The sequence below is a fragment of the Pseudomonas sp. TS_SC_3 genome, assembly GCF_056156225.1.
This window is the reverse complement of the sequence record NZ_CM149586.1, coordinates 1496294-1513198: the sequence shown is the minus strand read 5'-3', so window position 1 is coordinate 1513198 and position 16905 is coordinate 1496294. Positions and strand designations below refer to the sequence as shown.

14 protein-coding genes and 1 pseudogene are annotated in these 16905 nt (G+C 50.6%); 11 read left to right on the top strand and 4 right to left on the bottom strand.

Going from position 1 to position 16905, the window contains the following annotated elements; translation table 11 throughout:
• Positions 1-10 precede the first annotated feature (10 nt).
• The 10 genes and pseudogenes from AC0J6G_RS07410 to AC0J6G_RS07365 all read left to right on the top strand — a co-directional run bounded on the left by AC0J6G_RS07410 (position 11) and on the right by AC0J6G_RS07365 (position 9394).
• On the top strand, positions 11-862 hold the full coding sequence (locus tag AC0J6G_RS07410; RefSeq protein ID WP_475252702.1) for a universal stress protein: 852 nt from the start codon (positions 11-13) through the stop codon (positions 860-862).
• Positions 862-1221, top strand: coding sequence for a TraR/DksA family transcriptional regulator (locus tag AC0J6G_RS07405; protein ID WP_475252700.1), 360 nt, complete (start codon positions 862-864; stop codon positions 1219-1221). Before AC0J6G_RS07410 ends, AC0J6G_RS07405 begins: the two co-directional genes overlap by 1 nt.
• A gap of 46 nt (positions 1222-1267) precedes the next feature.
• Positions 1268-2230 carry an SdiA-regulated domain-containing protein gene (locus AC0J6G_RS07400; RefSeq protein WP_475252698.1) on the top strand — a complete coding sequence of 321 codons (963 nt, stop codon included), beginning with the start codon at positions 1268-1270 and terminating at the stop codon, positions 2228-2230.
• Positions 2231-2448: 218 nt separating this feature from the next.
• The gene (locus AC0J6G_RS07395) at positions 2449-5007 is read left to right on the top strand and encodes an NERD domain-containing protein/DEAD/DEAH box helicase (protein ID WP_475252696.1); all 2559 of its coding nucleotides are present in this window, start codon (positions 2449-2451) and stop codon (positions 5005-5007) included.
• A 1196-nt stretch (positions 5008-6203) separates the two neighbouring features.
• Positions 6204-6500: a hypothetical protein gene (locus tag AC0J6G_RS07390; protein WP_475252694.1), complete on the top strand. Its 297-nt coding sequence runs from the start codon at positions 6204-6206 to the stop codon at positions 6498-6500.
• Between the two features lie 241 nt (positions 6501-6741).
• Positions 6742-7089: a hypothetical protein gene (locus tag AC0J6G_RS07385; RefSeq protein WP_475252692.1), complete on the top strand. Its 348-nt coding sequence runs from the start codon at positions 6742-6744 to the stop codon at positions 7087-7089.
• A gap of 821 nt (positions 7090-7910) precedes the next feature.
• Entirely contained in the window at positions 7911-8099 is a 189-nt protein-coding gene (locus tag AC0J6G_RS07380; RefSeq protein WP_475252690.1) for a hypothetical protein, read from the top strand.
• 108 nt (positions 8100-8207) lie between these two features.
• On the top strand, positions 8208-8780 hold the full coding sequence (locus AC0J6G_RS07375; RefSeq protein ID WP_475252688.1) for a hypothetical protein: 573 nt from the start codon (positions 8208-8210) through the stop codon (positions 8778-8780).
• 59 nt (positions 8781-8839) lie between these two features.
• Positions 8840-9142: pseudogene (locus AC0J6G_RS07370) on the top strand (helix-turn-helix domain-containing protein); the annotation flags it as partial.
• A gap of 51 nt (positions 9143-9193) precedes the next feature.
• On the top strand, positions 9194-9394 hold the full coding sequence (locus tag AC0J6G_RS07365) for a hypothetical protein (protein WP_475252686.1): 201 nt from the start codon (positions 9194-9196) through the stop codon (positions 9392-9394).
• Positions 9395-9476: 82 nt separating this feature from the next.
• On the opposite strand, the gene AC0J6G_RS07360 is transcribed toward AC0J6G_RS07365, so the two are convergent.
• Together AC0J6G_RS07360 and AC0J6G_RS07355 are read right to left on the bottom strand one after the other, a co-directional pair.
• Positions 9477-9836: a hypothetical protein gene (locus AC0J6G_RS07360; RefSeq protein ID WP_475252684.1), complete on the bottom strand. Its 360-nt coding sequence runs from the start codon at positions 9834-9836 to the stop codon at positions 9477-9479.
• 201 nt (positions 9837-10037) lie between these two features.
• On the bottom strand, positions 10038-10811 hold the full coding sequence (locus tag AC0J6G_RS07355) for a hypothetical protein (RefSeq protein WP_475252682.1): 774 nt from the start codon (positions 10809-10811) through the stop codon (positions 10038-10040).
• Between the two features lie 377 nt (positions 10812-11188).
• On the opposite strand from AC0J6G_RS07355, the gene AC0J6G_RS07350 reads away from it, so the two are divergent.
• Positions 11189-16072: a DEAD/DEAH box helicase gene (locus tag AC0J6G_RS07350; protein ID WP_475252680.1), complete on the top strand. Its 4884-nt coding sequence runs from the start codon at positions 11189-11191 to the stop codon at positions 16070-16072.
• Between the two features lie 154 nt (positions 16073-16226).
• On the opposite strand, the gene AC0J6G_RS07345 is transcribed toward AC0J6G_RS07350, so the two are convergent.
• A complete protein-coding gene (locus tag AC0J6G_RS07345) occupies positions 16227-16649 on the bottom strand; it encodes a type II toxin-antitoxin system YafO family toxin (RefSeq protein WP_475252678.1) in 423 nt (140 codons plus the stop codon).
• A 10-nt stretch (positions 16650-16659) separates the two neighbouring features.
• A complete protein-coding gene (locus tag AC0J6G_RS07340) occupies positions 16660-16821 on the bottom strand; it encodes a hypothetical protein (protein ID WP_475252676.1) in 162 nt (53 codons plus the stop codon).
• Positions 16822-16905 lie beyond the last annotated feature (84 nt).

The window sequence follows — 16905 nt, the reverse complement described above, 5'->3', positions numbered from 1 at the left end:
GAGAACAACAATGACCCAAGTAATTGCTTGTATCGACGGTTCCGCCTCGGCACCAGCCGTTTGTGACTATGCAGCCTGGGCAAGCCTGAGCCTTGAAGCCCCGCTGACCTTCTTGCATGTGCTGGATCAGCGCCAGTACCCGGTTATGGCCGATCTGAGTGGCAATATCGGCCTTGGCAGCCGCGAGCATCTGCTCGATGAGCTTGCTTCCCTGGATGAACAGCGCGGCAAGTTGGCCCTTGAACAAGGGCGGATCATGTTAGTGGCCGCGAAAGAGCGGGCCATGGCGGATGGTGTGACCGCGCCTGAGTCCAAGCAACGTCATGGCGATCTGCTGGAAAGCTTGCAAGAGCTGCAAAGCGAAACGCGCCTGCTGGTCATCGGTCGCCAGGGCGAGTCTAGCGGTGGACTGAGTCAGCATGTCGGAAGCCAGCTGGAGAGCGTGATTCGTATCATGCACCGGCCAATCCTGGTTACCCCGGCCAGCTTCCAAAAGCCCAAGAGCGCGATGCTTGCATTCGATGGCGGCGCTACTACCCGCAAGGGTGTGGAGATGCTGGCAGCCAGCCCGCTGCTTAAGGGGCTGCCGATCCATCTGGTCATGGTTGGGCCCGTGAGCGATGAAGCGTCCGCGCAGCTGGACTGGGCGCAGAAAGTGCTGATCAATGCCGGATTCACTGTTCGTGCCGAGACCCGGAACGGCGAGATAGAGCCTACCCTGCACGCCTATCAGAAAGAGCATGGCATTGATCTGCTGGTGATGGGGGCCTATGGCCATTCACGTATCCGGCAGTTCCTGGTCGGTAGCACCACGACCAACATGCTCCGCACCACCACCAGTCCGCTGTTACTGCTGCGCTAATGGCCATGGACGACGCCCTTGATCTTGCACATTTCAAGACCTTGCTGGAACAGCGCGCTGCCGAGCTGGATCGATTGCTGGAAGACGCTGAGTCTCGCTCGCAATCGGTAGAGCTGGATCAAAGCAAGGTAGGGCGTCTGTCGAGGATGGATGCGCTTCAGCAGCAAGCAATGAACGATGCCATCCGCAGTCGGGCGCAGCATGAACGCGTCCGCCTCCAGCTGGCCCTCAAGCGTTGGCACGAGGGTGAATATGGCTGGTGTAACCAATGCGGCGAGTTGATTGCTTCGGGCCGCCTGGAGTTTGATCCGGCCTCGCTGCTGTGCATCACCTGTGCGAGTCGCACTGAGTCGGGTTGAAACCCATCACGGCTCTTGGCGTCAGCCCCAATTAACGAGGCTTCTAATGTATTTGATGGCTAAAAACTGGCTGGGCCGAACACGGAAAACAAGCGTTTGGATGTGGGCACTGCTGTGCTTTGTGTTGCTCACCGTATTTCAAGTCCGCACCCATCACCTTGATGATCGCTTGTACTTCTGGATTAAGACCAGCTGGCACACTGACGATTGGCAGGAGCACTCTGTGTGGCTGCCTGGCTATTGGGTTGAGCTGGATGCTAAGGCGGTTCCCGGTGTGGACAACAATCTTTCGGGCCTGACCTTCGACCCTGACCTAAATCTGCTGTGGGCGGTCACCAACGGCCCAAACGAACTATTGGCCCTTGGTCGTGACGGTGATGTGGAAAGGCGTTACAACCTGGACGGTTTCCACGATGTGGAAGCTGTGTCCTATGCCGGCAACGGCCAGCTGGTAATCGCCGAAGAGCGCCGGCAGAGCTTGGTTGTCGTGGATGTCCCCATCGCCGAAGACGGTAAACTTTCTCCTGGTCGACCATTGAGCCGAGACCAGTATCCAGCGCTGACCCTGGCGCTTGGCAAGGAAGACAACAAAGGCCTTGAAGGGCTCGCCTACGACCTGAAAGGCGACCGCCTGTTTGTGACCAAGGAGCGTGACCCTCGCCAATTACTGGAAGTGAGCGGCCTTCGTGCCAGCCTGACCGGGGGCTTTTCCCTGCACGTCCGCGACATGTCCAGCCAGGTAAAAGACAAGGTGTTTGCGACTGACTTGTCTTCGGTCGTCTTCGATCAACAGAGCGGCCATCTGGTTCTGCTCAGCGACGAGTCGAAACTGCTGATTGAAATGACCGATGAGGGCAAGGTGGTGAGTTTCCGCTCCTTGGCGAGGGGTTTTGCTGGTTTGCTGAAAGGCATACCCCAAGCCGAAGGCGTAACCATCGACGATGAAGGGTATTTGTACGTGGTCAGCGAGCCGAACTTGTTCTATCGCTTTAGCCGAGAAAGAGACTGATCGGTTGTCAAGCTACTGCCCGCTCTAACCCTGAAGAGGTGCGTCAAGAGCCAGTTTGGCGCGCCCCCATTCCGTCCGCTTTTGGCCGACTCCTGCCTGATGCGACAGGCTCAAAGCGGCCAGAAGCGGTCAGAGGAGCGGTAAATAAATCTATCCCGTTTTCGCCCATTCAGGTACATCTGCGGTTTTCAGCTTAATCTGTAGAAGGTGCTGTATCGATGGCAAGGATGATCCCGGACAATGGACCCCGTGGCACCGAGAGCAAAGGTGAGCGAGATATTTACAGCATCCTCAAAGCGGAGTTAACGGACGACTACGTTGTCATCCATAGCCTTCCGTGGCTTTCCTCCGCTGTGAGGAAAGTCGACCCTCGGGCAAAACCAACCGGGGAGATTGACTTCTTGATCATCCATCCGGAGAAAGGGCTGCTCGTCCTAGAAGTGAAGAGCGGCAAATACGGCGTCAAAAACAACGAGTTTGTGCATCTCAAGAATCATTACTCCATAGACCCCATCGGTCAAACTCGCAACAACGTGCATGGGATCGCAAGATGGTTGGGGGCGGATCCGACATTGCACCTCCTGATCGGCTACGGATTTATTTTCCCGGACTCCGATTTCGCAGGAAAGGCAATCGCGCCTGGCATGTACGACACGACATCAGGTCCCCAACAACCGCTCTACATCGACTATCGCGAGATGCCGAACGTTACGCAGCGGGTCATCGACTTGATGGACTACTGGAAAGCCGCTTTGGGTAACGCGGATTTAGGAGAATCTCGTGCCGCTCGCGTCATTGAATATCTCACGCCAGAAATCGACGGCAGGCGGGGCTGGTCCAGCCGCATCATCTTCGACAACAAGCAGTGGCTCCAGCTAACAGGGGAGCAGAGCACAGTTGTCACCAGGGTGCTGAAGAGCCAAACGTCGCTCGTGACCGGCTGGCCCGGAACCGGTAAAACGCTAATCGTGATCGAAACCGCGCGGCGATTGGCCTCCCAGAAACAAAAGGTGCTGGTGGTTTCGTTCAACAACAAGCTCACGGAGTATGTCCGCACCCAGCTTGTTGATTCAAAAGGCTGCGATGTAGTGACCTGGCATGGTCTATGTGGCCAGGCGCGCAACGCTTTGGGCCGCACCAGTGAACCAGGCAAAGAGGACGAATGGTATAGGCAGCAATGCGTGCTCGATCTGAACGACGCTATTGAGCAAAGGCGTATGGCCGATTACAGCGCCCTGCTTGTCGACGAGTCTCAGGCCCTCCTCCCATCCTGGTGCGAAACCCTCACTAAATGGTTCCAGGACAAGCCCAAGGCTTTTTTCTGCGACGAGACGCAGGTCTTCCCGTACGAGCATGACAACATCCCGTTGAAAGGCCTCAGCGAGCTGCTTGGTGTAGATCCGTTTCCACTCACCATCATCATGCGGATGCCAAAGGCAGTAACGAGCATACTCGAAGAGGCGGTGCCACCCAAACTCCAGCATTCGACCCCACGGATATTGGAGCACGACACTGCCGTCGAGATAATTACCGCAGAACCATGCCTGAAAATATCTCAGATCAGGCAAAAACTGATTGATAGCGGGGTGCGACCTGAGGATATTGTAATTTTGATCCCTAGGTTCCTTTCAGGACAGTACATTGAGTATTTGCAAAGAGAGAAACCACGTTGGGAACCGATCACGAAATTTCGTGGCTTGGAAGCGCCTATTGTCTTGATCCTTGGCTCGGAGCTGCTTGATACCGCTGAGTTGTTTAGCGCCTACTCTCGGGCAACTTCAAAATGCATAGCAATTTACGACGCTCTCAACGACAACTGGTCCAGCGATGAGGTCTTTAGAACCCGGCTGAAATGCGTTCCTGAGAACCTTAAAATCCTGGAGGATGAACAGGAAAAACTGCGTATTCATAACAGAATCGCGCGCACCACTGACAGAATGTCACTGAATTTCGTCACCCTTAACATTTCGTGGGCCGAATCCTGGAAAGCCTGGCTCATAGAAACCGACGACAAACAGTCACTAACAGAAATGTGGATCGCTTATCTGGCGCACAAGCTGCCTCAGCCAATTTTTCATTGGGTGAAAGATTCAAAAAGGTATTTGAACCTAGCTAAGATCAATTCGTCATCGCTAGACTCTACAGACTCCCTATATTCGTATTCTTCAAAGACGCTAGCTTTCTATGCGTGCAAAGAGTGCACCGACCTCACACCCCACTCTTTCGATAGCAAGCGCAGTTGTGCGCTATGTGACACCAAGAAAATTAGAACGCCCTATCCGGACCAGTCGATCATAGATGAAATCCGGCTTATGGATGCAGTAGTGTCCGATAGATTGGCGAAAAATCGCATTCGTGAACTGCAACCCGATCTGCCCATCAATATTGCCGCAGCCGCCTCGCTGTTTCGTGCAGAGCGAACCAAGATGCGCTCGAATGTACTCAGGGTTCAACTACCAGAGGGGCGCAAATTCTATTTGATCGCGTATATTTTCGTACAGGTAAGAATCGCCACTGCCAAAGCCGAAGCAGTCATGGAGGCCAATGCCCTCGCGGATGAACTCTATGATCGCTTCAATGAACTCAAATCCATATCTTCAACTGAGTGGAGGAAATTTTTCGCCAGCGCCATGGGCACGTTCTATTCGAAAGGCTATATGACGAAGATCAGCAAGGGATTTTACTCCCCAGTGGAGGACGACCATGCGCCCCCGCCACTCGGCTCACCCGATTTCTCCCCTGATTTGAGTAGTGCTCAGCTTCAGAGTCCAGCCTGAGCAGTCAACTCAGAACTGCAAGAGAACTGGCTGGTTCAGGCTGGTTGCGACAAGCTGCTTTTGGCCGATTCAGTTGAAAAAGTCGGTTTTTGAGAGCGCTGCTTTTCGGCAGCTCGAAAATTGCTCGATTTCGGCGTTGCTGCGTAAAAACCAATACAGCTCCGTCTTCTGAGCGAACCAGATTTCAACGTCGCTAAGGATCTTTCATGGGGAAAAATCGCGACGGGACTTTTTCAACAGAATCGGCCGGTTTCTGCCGGTCGTCACTACGGCAAGCGCTGGTCAAGTCGAATGCAAACGCTTGGTCAGCTGGAATGTAATTGACTGGTCAGTGGTTGTGCAAATTGCTGGTCAAATCACTGCAATTTCGCACGCTAGTATGCCGTCGGAGGCTTTTCGTGATGCTCATGCTTCTAAACCAAAACCCAAGTCCAAGCTAAAGAAGTTCAAGAAACCCAATTCCGTAACTACGACTATCGCTTTGTAAAAGGAGAGGCTTCATGTGCACTCTGACTCACTCAAAATAACTATCTATTTGCGCCAAATTCCCCGCCGCCCCCTCCCCCCTCACATCCTATTTGGCAAAAACAAATCCATTGTTGCCAAAAAATAAGTTCCACATATATTCCCACCACATAGCCATGCATTAATATTTTATAATTAAAATACTTGCAATCATTTTGACCTTCCATGTTAAAAAGTTAAATAAGTACGTTATACTTTAAGCATGAAAGCAAATAAGCTTTCGAATATAAATGCAGGAAAAGGATATGGGTAATACAAATACTAAAATTACTTTCGATGTAAGTGACCTCGAAGACAACCTTAAAGCTTTGCACAAATTCCATGGCAGAGATTATCTAATCAATATAATCGGCACAATCGCTAAAAATCACGTGCCAATTTATATGAAAGGCAAAGACCACCTAGAACACAGAACACGCGCTATAGGAATCAAGTCTTCATATTATCAAGCATTAATGAGAGTAGCTGTTGACTCGAAATTTAGGGGGAAACGTTTACATGCTGAACGGCTCTACACATCTAACGGCGCTAACTCTTACAATCTGATATTCAATAAGTACGTGTACGAGGATGTCATGAACCACATTTATGCAATGCGCAAGACACTGGGCATTTGAGTCAAAAATAACTATACCTATACCAATAAACAAAAAACTAAAGGAAGAACAAAAATGAGTCACATACACTGTACAAACAGAGAGACAGGCGACTTCATAGCTCACATCGATAATTTTGGCACGACTTATGGTGTTGTTGTCAGAGAAGGCAATATTGAAGAAGTTGTTAAAATTCATAGAATCGAAGTCTACGTTGAAAACTCATACAGCGGTCTTGTCATCCACACAGATCCAGGCGATCAATCATTCATCAGCCATAAGCTCACTCCGATGATTACTGCTCATGCTGAAGATATTGATGTTGCTAAACGCTGTGCTAGGAATTTCATTCAGCAACACTACCGTCACTAAAGTCACTCCGGCCCAGCCGGATTTTCTTCGCCCAGCAAACAATCGAACTTAGACACGCTCCGCAATCTTTCCGCGCCCTACTCTCCCGCATCGGCAGCCTGCAAAAAATATATCTCCGCATATAAATACCCTGCCCTACCTGCCCCCAAACCCAACTCCAAACCATGGGGGAATGTCAATTGTTTTTGGTAAAAAACTTCGATATAATGCAAGTATTACCAATATAAATTGATGTTATCTAATGATTAAAAATTTCAAGATTTATACTGATCTGAACGACGATAAAACCTACGCATATTGCACATACGAGCTGTTAAGAAATCGTGGGCAGCACAAAGAAAGCTTCAGAATTGAGCTTCTTTACACTGACAAAGAAACTGGACCTGACGATTTTGTTGAAGGCGCGCACTGGTATGAAATTCATCTGACACAGAGCATCGAATCTCGCCGCTACAAATCAGATGCAAAACCAAATCCTGTCGTTTTTGGCTTTGTGTCCCGTGGTTACGACCAGCATACAATTCTAGAATTTGTTGGCGATTGCGCTGAGCACCGGGAGTTTTTGGAGCAGGTCGGTATCCGCAGCTGATTCACAAGATTCAAGCCTCAGAGGTCGGGCCAAGGCCTCAAAATCTAATAAAATAATAATAAGGATAAAACCATACCACTCCCCTTCTCTCTATTGCGCTCCTATCCTCGTTCTCTGCTAATGCTCTTGAGACGCAAATCGACGAGCTAATCAAGTCTACAATCAGCTTGTGTGACGCCAAAATCGATGTTTCTCAGTTCACTTTCAACCTTTATGATCGCGACCAGTTTATGGAAATTCAAGAGCGCTCTTCTGGTAACGGTGACTACGAAAACTAGTGTGAAAAGCAAAATTTGTTTCACCCAAAATCTATGAAAACGTCAGCAGTATTTACTAATATATTTTTCAGAATGCCTTGCAGAAAGAACTAAAGTTTCGATAAATTATTTAGGGAAATAATCAATATCTTAGTTGATTCAGCGTAATTGATTACTTAATTTCGCATATACTAAATATACAAATACAGATAATAAATAATAATTTATGTCAATGGAAAAAACAGTAAGAGTTAGAGCCAGATTAATACTCACCAATTTGGCCAATAAATTCAAAGAGAAGAACTCATTTCTCGTCAACGAGTGCAGCTTCTCGCGCTACGAAATCCACTATTCAATCGTCGTCAACATCTACAATTACAGCATCACCACCACGATCAAGCTCCCCCTGGATTTTCAGCTATGGCTGTTGTTTGCTGGATTCCAGATTAGAGACGACTCACCTTGTTCGTGACCACAAGGACGCCAGGACAGGCTGAGTACGCGCTTCAATGGCTATGCCGAGGCCATTGCGTTTCCTGCCCTTCGCAACGCAGTAGTGACAGCATGAACAATGTAGTAAGACTTCAAGAACGCTTGTACGCGACCAGGATCAGCGATCTGCTGTACTTCGCGTACGGGTCAGGTTACAAGAAGAAGATCGAGCAAGCGGCCAGCTTGGCTTCTCGTGATGTTCATACTGGTTTCACTGCAACAGAACTTGTCGAAGCAGAACTTGTAATTTTGTCATCATGACACTTTATTTTGTTACTGCGTGACAACTGTATTTGAGTTCTGTCACTAGATTGACTTCCCGTTTTTGCTATCTATATTACGACCTCTTTATTCTAAGTGGGGTTGTATATGAGCGCTTTTGACACTGCACCATTACTCAGCAAGATCAATGATATTCAGCCAGATTCCGGGACCATCTCAGATATGCGGAAGGCGCTTGCATCAACAATAGTGTGTGACAGTGAAATCAGAGAGTATCGGCCGAATCCATCCATGCCTAAAGGCAAATTCTTCAACTCAATTCGACTTGAATCAGTTGTTCTTTATCCTCGCTTCTATATCGAATCAGTAGAAGATCCTTTTCCCAACTTCTCTTTCTGCTTTTCTTTCGTTGATAAGAGAGGCGGCATTGCTGGCCTTGTCGAAACAGAAGACTGTAGAGAATGCGGAAAGCCTGACAGCAACTCGTTCCCGCAGATTTACTTTGCTCACTGCTACAGGGTGAACGGCCTAAATTGTCTTCAAATAACTACAAGCTACGAGATATCACAAGTATATGATGTTCCTGATCTCAGTCTTATTGAGGAAGCTGCTTCGTTTGTTTTGACCCAGAATTCTGGTCTTTATGAACTTTATGGATTGTTGCCAGATATTCACCTACAAGCTGATTGCTCCAATTTTTTCAACGCCGGCGCTGATTAGAGTTAGCGGTGGCAAAAACCGGGTGCAACATCTGACCATTTCGGTACGGTGCTGCACCTATGTCTTATCCCGAACTCAGCGTTGAAGAGTGCGCCATCATTCAAATCGGTCATGCCCAAGACTTCAGCCTGCGTAAGATTGCCGGCCTGATCAACCGATCCCACTCGACCATCAGCCTGTAGCTGAGCCGCAATCGAGTTGCCAGTGGTGGCTACTCGTCCCGTGCGGCTCAGCGGAAGATGTAGGCCTGCCGACAGGTTTGTTGGCCGATGTGAAAGCTGTTTGACCGGGTGGCGACGGATTCCAGTTGGTGGGCCATATGATGCTTCGTGAGTTTTTTGTCTCCCGAGCAGATTGTCGGCAATTCCACTCTTTAACTGATACGCTAATACTTATGAATCATGTGGCTCAAAATGAAAATTCAGGATGAGGATTCGAATCCAGACTTCGCTGAATTGATTGCTAAAAAGCAGGCAAATGCAGCGCTTAAATTCAATCACTTGCGAAGCTTGAGTGACGATGATCGCCTTGCTCTCAACGAGCGATCGGCTGAGATTTGCGAGAAAATCGCATCTGATTTCAGTAAAAAAAGTCGCAGACTGATAATTAGCTGACTACCAGCTTTGCTTAAGGAGGCTATTTATTTGCTCCCTTAACCTCCTCTGGCCCTCTTCTGCCCCGGCAGATGAGGCTTGGTTAAGCAGCAACGCTGTTGATTTCGTCTCTGGAATTGCAAACAACCTCCAGCTCTACAAGCATCCCTTGGGCACGTAGCAATTCTTTCATAGTTTCAATTTCAGCTCTTACTTCAGCTCTTGTGATTTCGATACGAGCCGTAGCACGTCCATTGTCATCTCTTGCGCAGAAAATCCAGACAGGTGATCTCGTATTACTTGGATGATAGATTCTTCCAGTAATTCGCTTACGATCAACAAACGCCCCTCCTCCCTTATCATTCGTCTCATAAAAACCAACTATAAATTTTTCACCATTGTTCTCGCTAATAAAGTGCTCTACTGATTGATAAGCACTTGCCTTCGCCTTAAAAGCCCACATATAAATAGCCCCATATATATTTATATTAAATATAACATGCGCGCCTAGTTAAACAACACCCCGCAGTCATACATTTGCAATATGGTTATATATTTATGTGAGTTTAATTATCTGTGTATGAGTGGTTAAAAGCGGGGCGTATGATTCAGCGATCTAAAGTAAAGAAGTGAAGAAGCCCCAATGAGGGGCTTCTTGGAATGGCTAGGCGCAGTATCCTCCTGCATATCCTCTTTGCGGGTCTCCGTAACAATCAACAAGAAAGCTCTTAGCCCAGTCCATCCAGACGTTAATTTTCTCAGCGTCTCCACCGAGCACACCAACTTTTTTGCGGCGCGACTTCGGGTCAAAAATTTCATAAATTATTGAATCTCCGATGATTGCAGCCGCCTCTGCAAACTCTTTCAGCTTGATACCTCTAGCATCTACGAATTCATGTTCGCCAATAAAAATTCTGGGTTGATTTTCCAATTCCGCTACCGCCAATATCACGTCTGCTTCCAACTGTTCTACTGGAATGCGCTGAAATGCTGCACGAGATTTAGCTCTCCACTTTCTAAGCATTTCCGGTTTAACGCCAGGGCATTTTGATTTGTATGCGTGACTCAAGCAGTGATCTGCTGCGGCTATTATGCTCAGTTCATCAGACCGTTCATGCCCAATAAGCAGGCAAAGCTGTCCAATACTACTACCCTCCCAATATTTTTCAGGCGGCAAACCGAATCCTGGATCACCTTCGCGATGATGATCAATTACAATTTGTCCGTCTCGATAATTTTTGGATCGACATTCGACCCATACTGGAATAAGACCATTGTGATTTGAAAAATCGATGTGGTCAGCTTGATAGGCATTCCCTGGATGAACACGCCGTTTTTGTGCAAGCGCATGTATAACTTTAAATCCACCTTCTTTACAGATTTTCTCAATAGCGGCCATTTCAGGATCGCCAGCGCCCAGAATAAAAAGATAACTCATAAATTTCTCCGTTGTTAACGGAGTCTTATACTGACAATCAAAATATAAAACGTAAAGTAATTTATTTTACTGGTAAAGTAAATGTAGCTATTGACTACCTTGAAACCCCTGCACGGCAAGGCTTTTAAAAAGTCAATCCCAATGAAAATTAAATCCATCGGCTGCTGATCTAACCTAGGCACTCGGCTTCACGTCTTATATATCTTGGGTTGTTAACCACCTATGGGACACGCACAACTGTTTTTCCCGTGTAAGAGGCTGACAACGCAGGTTTAGTTCTGAGGTTTCTTTTGGCTGCTCGCTGGGGCTTCAATTGATAGACTGCGCTGATTTTGCGTTCATAGCGCAACCGGCGTATTCAAAAGGAATTCATACAGATGTCCGCCCTTTTTGTCCTGCTCAACACCTACCGCGCCGCCTCCGCTTCCGAACGCGAAAAAGGCACCTATTTTGAAGAGCTGATCTGCGCCTACCTTCGCAACGAAGCCACCTATCGCGACCTCTACGACAAAGTATGGATGTACGGCGACTGGGCCAAAGAACAAGGGTTGGACGGTCGCGACACTGGTATCGACCTGGTGGCGCGCACTCAGGGCACGGGCGAGTACCACGCCATCCAGTGCAAGCTGTACGCCGAGGATTACCGCGTCCAGAAAAAGGACATCGACAGCTTCTTCACCGCCTCGGGCAAGGCACCGTTTTCGCATCGCATCATTGTCACCACGACCAACAACTGGAGTGAGCACGCCGAGGATGCCCTACAGGGCCAGCAGCCCCCTGTCAGCAAGATCGACCTGCAAGCCCTGGAAGACAGCCAGATTGACTGGGCCAAGTACCAGCCCAACCAAGCCGTTGCCCTCAAAGCGCGTAAGCAACTGCGCGATCACCAGCAAACTGCACTGAATGCCACCGCTGCCGGCCTCAAAGATGCCGAGCGCGGCAAGCTGATCATGGCCTGTGGCACGGGCAAGACCTTCACCAGCTTGAAGATTGCCGAGCGCCTGGCTGGCAAGGGCAAGCGCGTGCTGTTCCTGGTGCCCAGCCTGTCTCTGCTTTCGCAGACTCTCACCGAATGGACGCAAGAAAGCGACACCCCGCTTCACAGCTTCGCCGTTTGCTCTGACAGCGACGTAGGCAAGAAGCGCAAGGCCGATGAAGACACCGTGCAGGTCTTCACCCACGAACTGCGCTACCCAGCCACCACCAAGGCGGATCGCCTCGCAGCGGAAATGCTCAAGCGTCACGATGCTGAGCACATGAGTGTGGTGTTCTCCACCTATCACTCCATCGACGTGATCAGTCGCGCCCAGCATGACTATGACTTGGCAGCGTTCGACCTGGTGATCTGCGACGAAGCGCACCGCACAACCGGCGCGACCTTCGATGACGATGACGAAAGCACCTTTGTTCGCATCCATGACGCCGACTACATCCGTGCCACCAAACGCCTATACATGACCGCTACACCGCGCATTTATGGCGACAACGCCAAGATCAAGGCCGAGTCCGGTGAAGTCACCCTGTGCTCGATGGATGACGAGGCGCTGTACGGCAAAGAGCTGTTCGTCATCAACTTCTCCGAGGCCGTTCAGCGTGGCCTGCTCACCGACTACAAGGTGCTGGTACTCACTGTTGAAGAGAGCGTCATTAGCCGCCGTCTCCAGGAACTGCTGAAGGACGAAGACAACCAGCTGAAGGTGGACGACGCCGCAAAAATCGTCGGCTGCTGGAAGGCACTGGCCAAACAAGGTCTCGCCGAAAACCTGGTGGGTGATGACCAGCCCATGAAGCGCGCTGTCGCCTTCTGTCAGGTGATCTCGCCCAACTACAAGGGCACCAAGCACAAGGTCAGCTCCGTCAACATCGCTAGCATGTTCCAGTCGGTGGTGGAGGCTTACCAGGAGTCAGAAAACATCGACGAGGCCTCACGCATCATCTGCGAAGCCGCACACGTCGATGGCGGCATGAATGCAAGCCAGAAAGAAGCCAAGCTCAACTGGCTGAAGGAAGAAGCCCCGGCCAATACCTGTCGCATTCTCAGCAACGTGCGCTGCTTGTCTGAAGGTGTGGACGTACCGGCGCTGGACGCCGTGCTCTTCCTCACCCCGCGTAACTCTCAAGTGGACGTGGTGCAATCCGTAGGCCGTGTGATGCGCAACGCACCGGGTAAGAAGCGCGGCTATGTCGTGCTGCCCGTGGTCATTCCAGCCGGCATGGAGCCGCACGAAGCCCTCAACGACAACCAGACCTACAAAGTGGTCTGGCAAGTGCTCCAGGCGCTGCGCTCGCATGACGACAGCTTTGACGCCATGGTCAACAAGCTCGACCTGATTGGTTCAGACCCGCGCAAGATGGAAGTTATCGCCATCACTGACAAGGCCGACAAGAAGGCCAAGAAAGCCAGCAGCACGAGCAACGGCCAGGCCGGCAAAGGCAAGTTCGGTATCGGTAGCAAAAACCACGATGCCGAAGGCCAGCTAACCCAGCAGGCCGAGCTGACCTACGAAGTGGGCGAAATCGAAAAAGCCATCTACGCCAAGATCGTCGATAAGTGTGGCAACCGCCACCACTGGGAAGACTGGGCCAACGACATCGCCAAGATCGCCCGCACCCACATCGACCGTATCCAGGGCATCCTGGAGAACCCGGCCAATACACAGGAAAAGGCCGCCTTCAATGCCTTCGCCGCCGAGCTGCGCGACGATCTGAATGACAGCATCAGCGATGGCGAGATTGTCGAAATGCTCGCCCAACACCTGGTAACCAAGCCGGTGTTCGATGCCCTGTTCGATGAATACAGCTTCGCCAGCCACAACCCCATGTCCAAGGCCATGCAAGGCGTGCTGGACGCGCTTCACGAACACCACCTGGCCAAGGAAGCGGACACCCTGGATAAGTTCTACGCCAGCGTGCGTCAACGCGCTGCCGGCATCAATAATGCCCAGGGCAAGCAGAAGATCATCGTCGAGCTGTACGACAAGTTCTTCCGCAACGCCTTTCCCAAGATGACTGAGCGCTTGGGCATCGTTTACACCCCGGTCGAGGTCGTGGACTTCATCCTCCACAGCGTCAACCACCTGCTAAAACAGGAGTTCGGCCAGACCCTGGGCAGTAAGGGCGTCCATATCATCGACCCATTCACAGGCACAGGTACGTTCATCACCCGCCTGATCCAGTCGGGCCTGATCAAGCCGGAAGAGCTGCCGCACAAGTACAAGCACGAGATTCACGCCAACGAGCTGGTACTGCTGGCCTACTACATCGCTGCGATCAACATCGAAGCGGCCTATCACGGTGAAGTGATCGACGACTACACGCCGTTTGAAGGCATCTGCCTGACTGACACCTTCCAGATGTATGAGAAGGACGATTTGGTAAGCGCTTTGCTGGAGGACAACAGTGCCCGGCGCAAGCGGCAGAAGGATTTGGATATTCGGGTGATTGTGGGTAATCCGCCGTATTCGGTCGGGCAAGGAGATGCCAATGCCAACAACGCCAACATCCCTTACCCTGGCCTGGATGAGCGTATTCGGACAACCTATGCCGCTCGTTCAGATGCTAACAACAAGAACGCGCTCTATGACAGCTACATCCGCTCAATTCGTTGGGCTAGTGATCGGGTTGGTGATGCAGGGGTGATTGGCTTTGTCACCAATGCGGGTTTTGTCGAAGCGAACAATGCCGACGGCCTGCGCAAGTGCCTAGTCGATGAGTTCTCCACCCTTTATTTCTTCCACCTGCGCGGTAACGCGCGTACATCTGGCGAAACGCGCCGAAAAGAAAAGGACAACGTTTTTGGTATGGGCAGCCGTGCCCCGATTGCCATATCTCTTCTGGTTAAGAACCCCGAGGCGGAGGCCAATGGCCAAATCTATTTCCACGATATTGGCGACTACCTTAGCCGCGAAGATAAGTTAGAGAAGATCATCAGCTATGCTAGCGTCGCCGGTATCGAGCAGTGGCAACAAATCACCCCAGACGAGCACGGTGATTGGCTTAACCAGCGAGATAACAGCTTCAGCGATTTCATTGTCATGGGTGATAAAGACGGAAGCTCTGTTAATTCGCTGTTTGCGAATTTCTCAAGAGGTGTCGCAACAAGCCGTGATGCTTGGTGTTACAACGCATCGAGAGACAAGTTAGCGCTCAATATGACGCGCATGATTGGCTTCTACAACGGCGAGCTGGCACGTTTCAACGCCGCTCACCAAGGGTTAGAAAAGAAAGCGCGCGAATCAAAGCTTGATGGTTTTATTAACACCGATCCAATTCAGATCAGCTGGAACCGAAGCCTCAAACAAGAGCTGGTTAAAGAGCGAGCCTTTGCTTTTGAAAAAGAGTGTCTTAAGCCAAGTCTGTACCGCCCATATACCAAGCAATGGCTCTATTTCAACCGTCAACTTAACGACATGATTTATCAGATGCCGCGCCTTTTTCCGGATGCTTCGGCCAAAAATCTTGTGATTTGTGTTTCAGGCAAAGGGGATAAAGTCGGATTCAGCAGCCTTATCACGAATACAGTGCCTTGCTTGCACATGGTCGATATTGATGGCTCGCAATGCTTTCCCCTCTACCTTTACGACGAAGCTGCTCAGACCTCAGATAATGATCTCTTTGCCGAGCCGGTTGAAGGCGGTTTGCGCCGCCGCGATGCCGTCACAGACACTGGACTGGCCCACTTCCAGTCGGCTTACCCAGGCGAGGTGATCAACAAAGAAGACCTGTTCTACTACGTCTACGGCATCCTCCATTCGCCGGACTACCGCGAACGCTTTGCCGACAACCTGAGCAAGGAGCTGCCACGCATTCCCGCAGTTAAGAAGGCTGCTGACTTCTGGGCTTTCAGCAAAGCAGGCCGCGCCCTGGCCGACCTTCACCTAAACTACGAAACCGTCGAGCCTTATCCGCTGACCATCGAGGCCAAGGGCACGTTGGCCGATGCCGACTACCGCGTAGAGAAGATGAAGTTCGCCAAGAAAGGCGACAAGACCACCGTCATCTACAACCACCGCATCACCCTCAAGGGCATCCCCGAGGCTGCCTGGGACTACGTGGTCAACGGAAAGGCCGCACTCGATTGGGTGATGGAGCGCCAAGCCGTACGCACCGACAAAGCCAGCGGCATCGTCAACGACGCCAACGACTGGGCCAACGAAACCATGGGCAACCCCAAGTACCCATTGGAGTTGTTCCAGCGCGTAGTCACCGTGAGCCTAGAAACAATGAAAATCATCAATGCGCTGCCAGCACTGGATATCTGATAAGCCTAGTTAAGTAGAGAGCCCGGACGGGCTCTCCTTTTTGCTTACGTGTGGTTTATGGCTAAAGCAATGTGCATGCAGATGCTCTGCATGCGACCCACGTTGATTTTGGCAACAACTGATGACCGGCGATGCCGAAGGTGGCCAGCGGGGGTTATTCGTCTTCGTCGGGGTCTGTGTAAACGAGCTGACCCTTTATCCATGGATCAACAATATCGTTGGCAATATCGCGCAGGTACGATCCCCACTTTGCCCTGTCGTGAGCGCCAGGAGTCAGAATGGTTAGAAGCAAATATTCATCACGAAACTCGTCATGTGCGTAGATCAACCAAAGATCGTTCTCTGGTTCGCCGAGCGGGTTTGTTCTGTAGAACTGATCGCTCTTCTTGCTCCAAATCGCCTGAATTTTTGCACTGCCGGCAATATGGATATGACGCATATCATCGAGATCAAGCTCTGCATCTCTGCCAAAGATTGCAGGCAGGTCGCCGCAAAGCTTGTAGTTGTAGAAGTGTGAGTAGAAGTTGTACCAACCTTGGTACTCTTTGAAGAGATCTGAAACTTTTACAGACGACAATTAGGCTCGCTTAGCGACCGGTAATCACTTTTCCAGTCGCAACGTACTTTTCAAATGCCTCATCGCCGGCCTTTGCGGCTGCACGTGCGTCAGCGAAAGTAAGCTCATGCTTGATTACCTTGCGCTTTACCACTGCCTTGGCTGACGGCTTGACTGCGTTTCTGGTGGTCATTTCCTCACCTCCTTAGCTCGTGACACCGTTACATTCATCATAGAGGTACGAAGGTTGGGGTGCAAGTCCGCTGGAACCCCCGCC

Coding starts and splice junctions, on each gene's coding strand:
- AC0J6G_RS07410 (WP_475252702.1), top strand. CDS start 11: ATGACCCAAGTAATTGCTTGTATCGACGGTTCCGCCTCGGCACCAGCC.
- AC0J6G_RS07405 (WP_475252700.1), top strand. CDS start 862: ATGGCCATGGACGACGCCCTTGATCTTGCACATTTCAAGACCTTGCTG.
- AC0J6G_RS07400 (WP_475252698.1), top strand. CDS start 1,268: ATGTATTTGATGGCTAAAAACTGGCTGGGCCGAACACGGAAAACAAGC.
- AC0J6G_RS07395 (WP_475252696.1), top strand. CDS start 2,449: ATGGCAAGGATGATCCCGGACAATGGACCCCGTGGCACCGAGAGCAAA.
- AC0J6G_RS07390 (WP_475252694.1), top strand. CDS start 6,204: ATGAGTCACATACACTGTACAAACAGAGAGACAGGCGACTTCATAGCT.
- AC0J6G_RS07385 (WP_475252692.1), top strand. CDS start 6,742: ATGATTAAAAATTTCAAGATTTATACTGATCTGAACGACGATAAAACC.
- AC0J6G_RS07380 (WP_475252690.1), top strand. CDS start 7,911: ATGAACAATGTAGTAAGACTTCAAGAACGCTTGTACGCGACCAGGATC.
- AC0J6G_RS07375 (WP_475252688.1), top strand. CDS start 8,208: ATGAGCGCTTTTGACACTGCACCATTACTCAGCAAGATCAATGATATT.
- AC0J6G_RS07365 (WP_475252686.1), top strand. CDS start 9,194: ATGAAAATTCAGGATGAGGATTCGAATCCAGACTTCGCTGAATTGATT.
- AC0J6G_RS07360 (WP_475252684.1), bottom strand. CDS start 9,836: ATGTGGGCTTTTAAGGCGAAGGCAAGTGCTTATCAATCAGTAGAGCAC.
- AC0J6G_RS07355 (WP_475252682.1), bottom strand. CDS start 10,811: ATGAGTTATCTTTTTATTCTGGGCGCTGGCGATCCTGAAATGGCCGCT.
- AC0J6G_RS07350 (WP_475252680.1), top strand. CDS start 11,189: ATGTCCGCCCTTTTTGTCCTGCTCAACACCTACCGCGCCGCCTCCGCT.
- AC0J6G_RS07340 (WP_475252676.1), bottom strand. CDS start 16,821: ATGACCACCAGAAACGCAGTCAAGCCGTCAGCCAAGGCAGTGGTAAAG.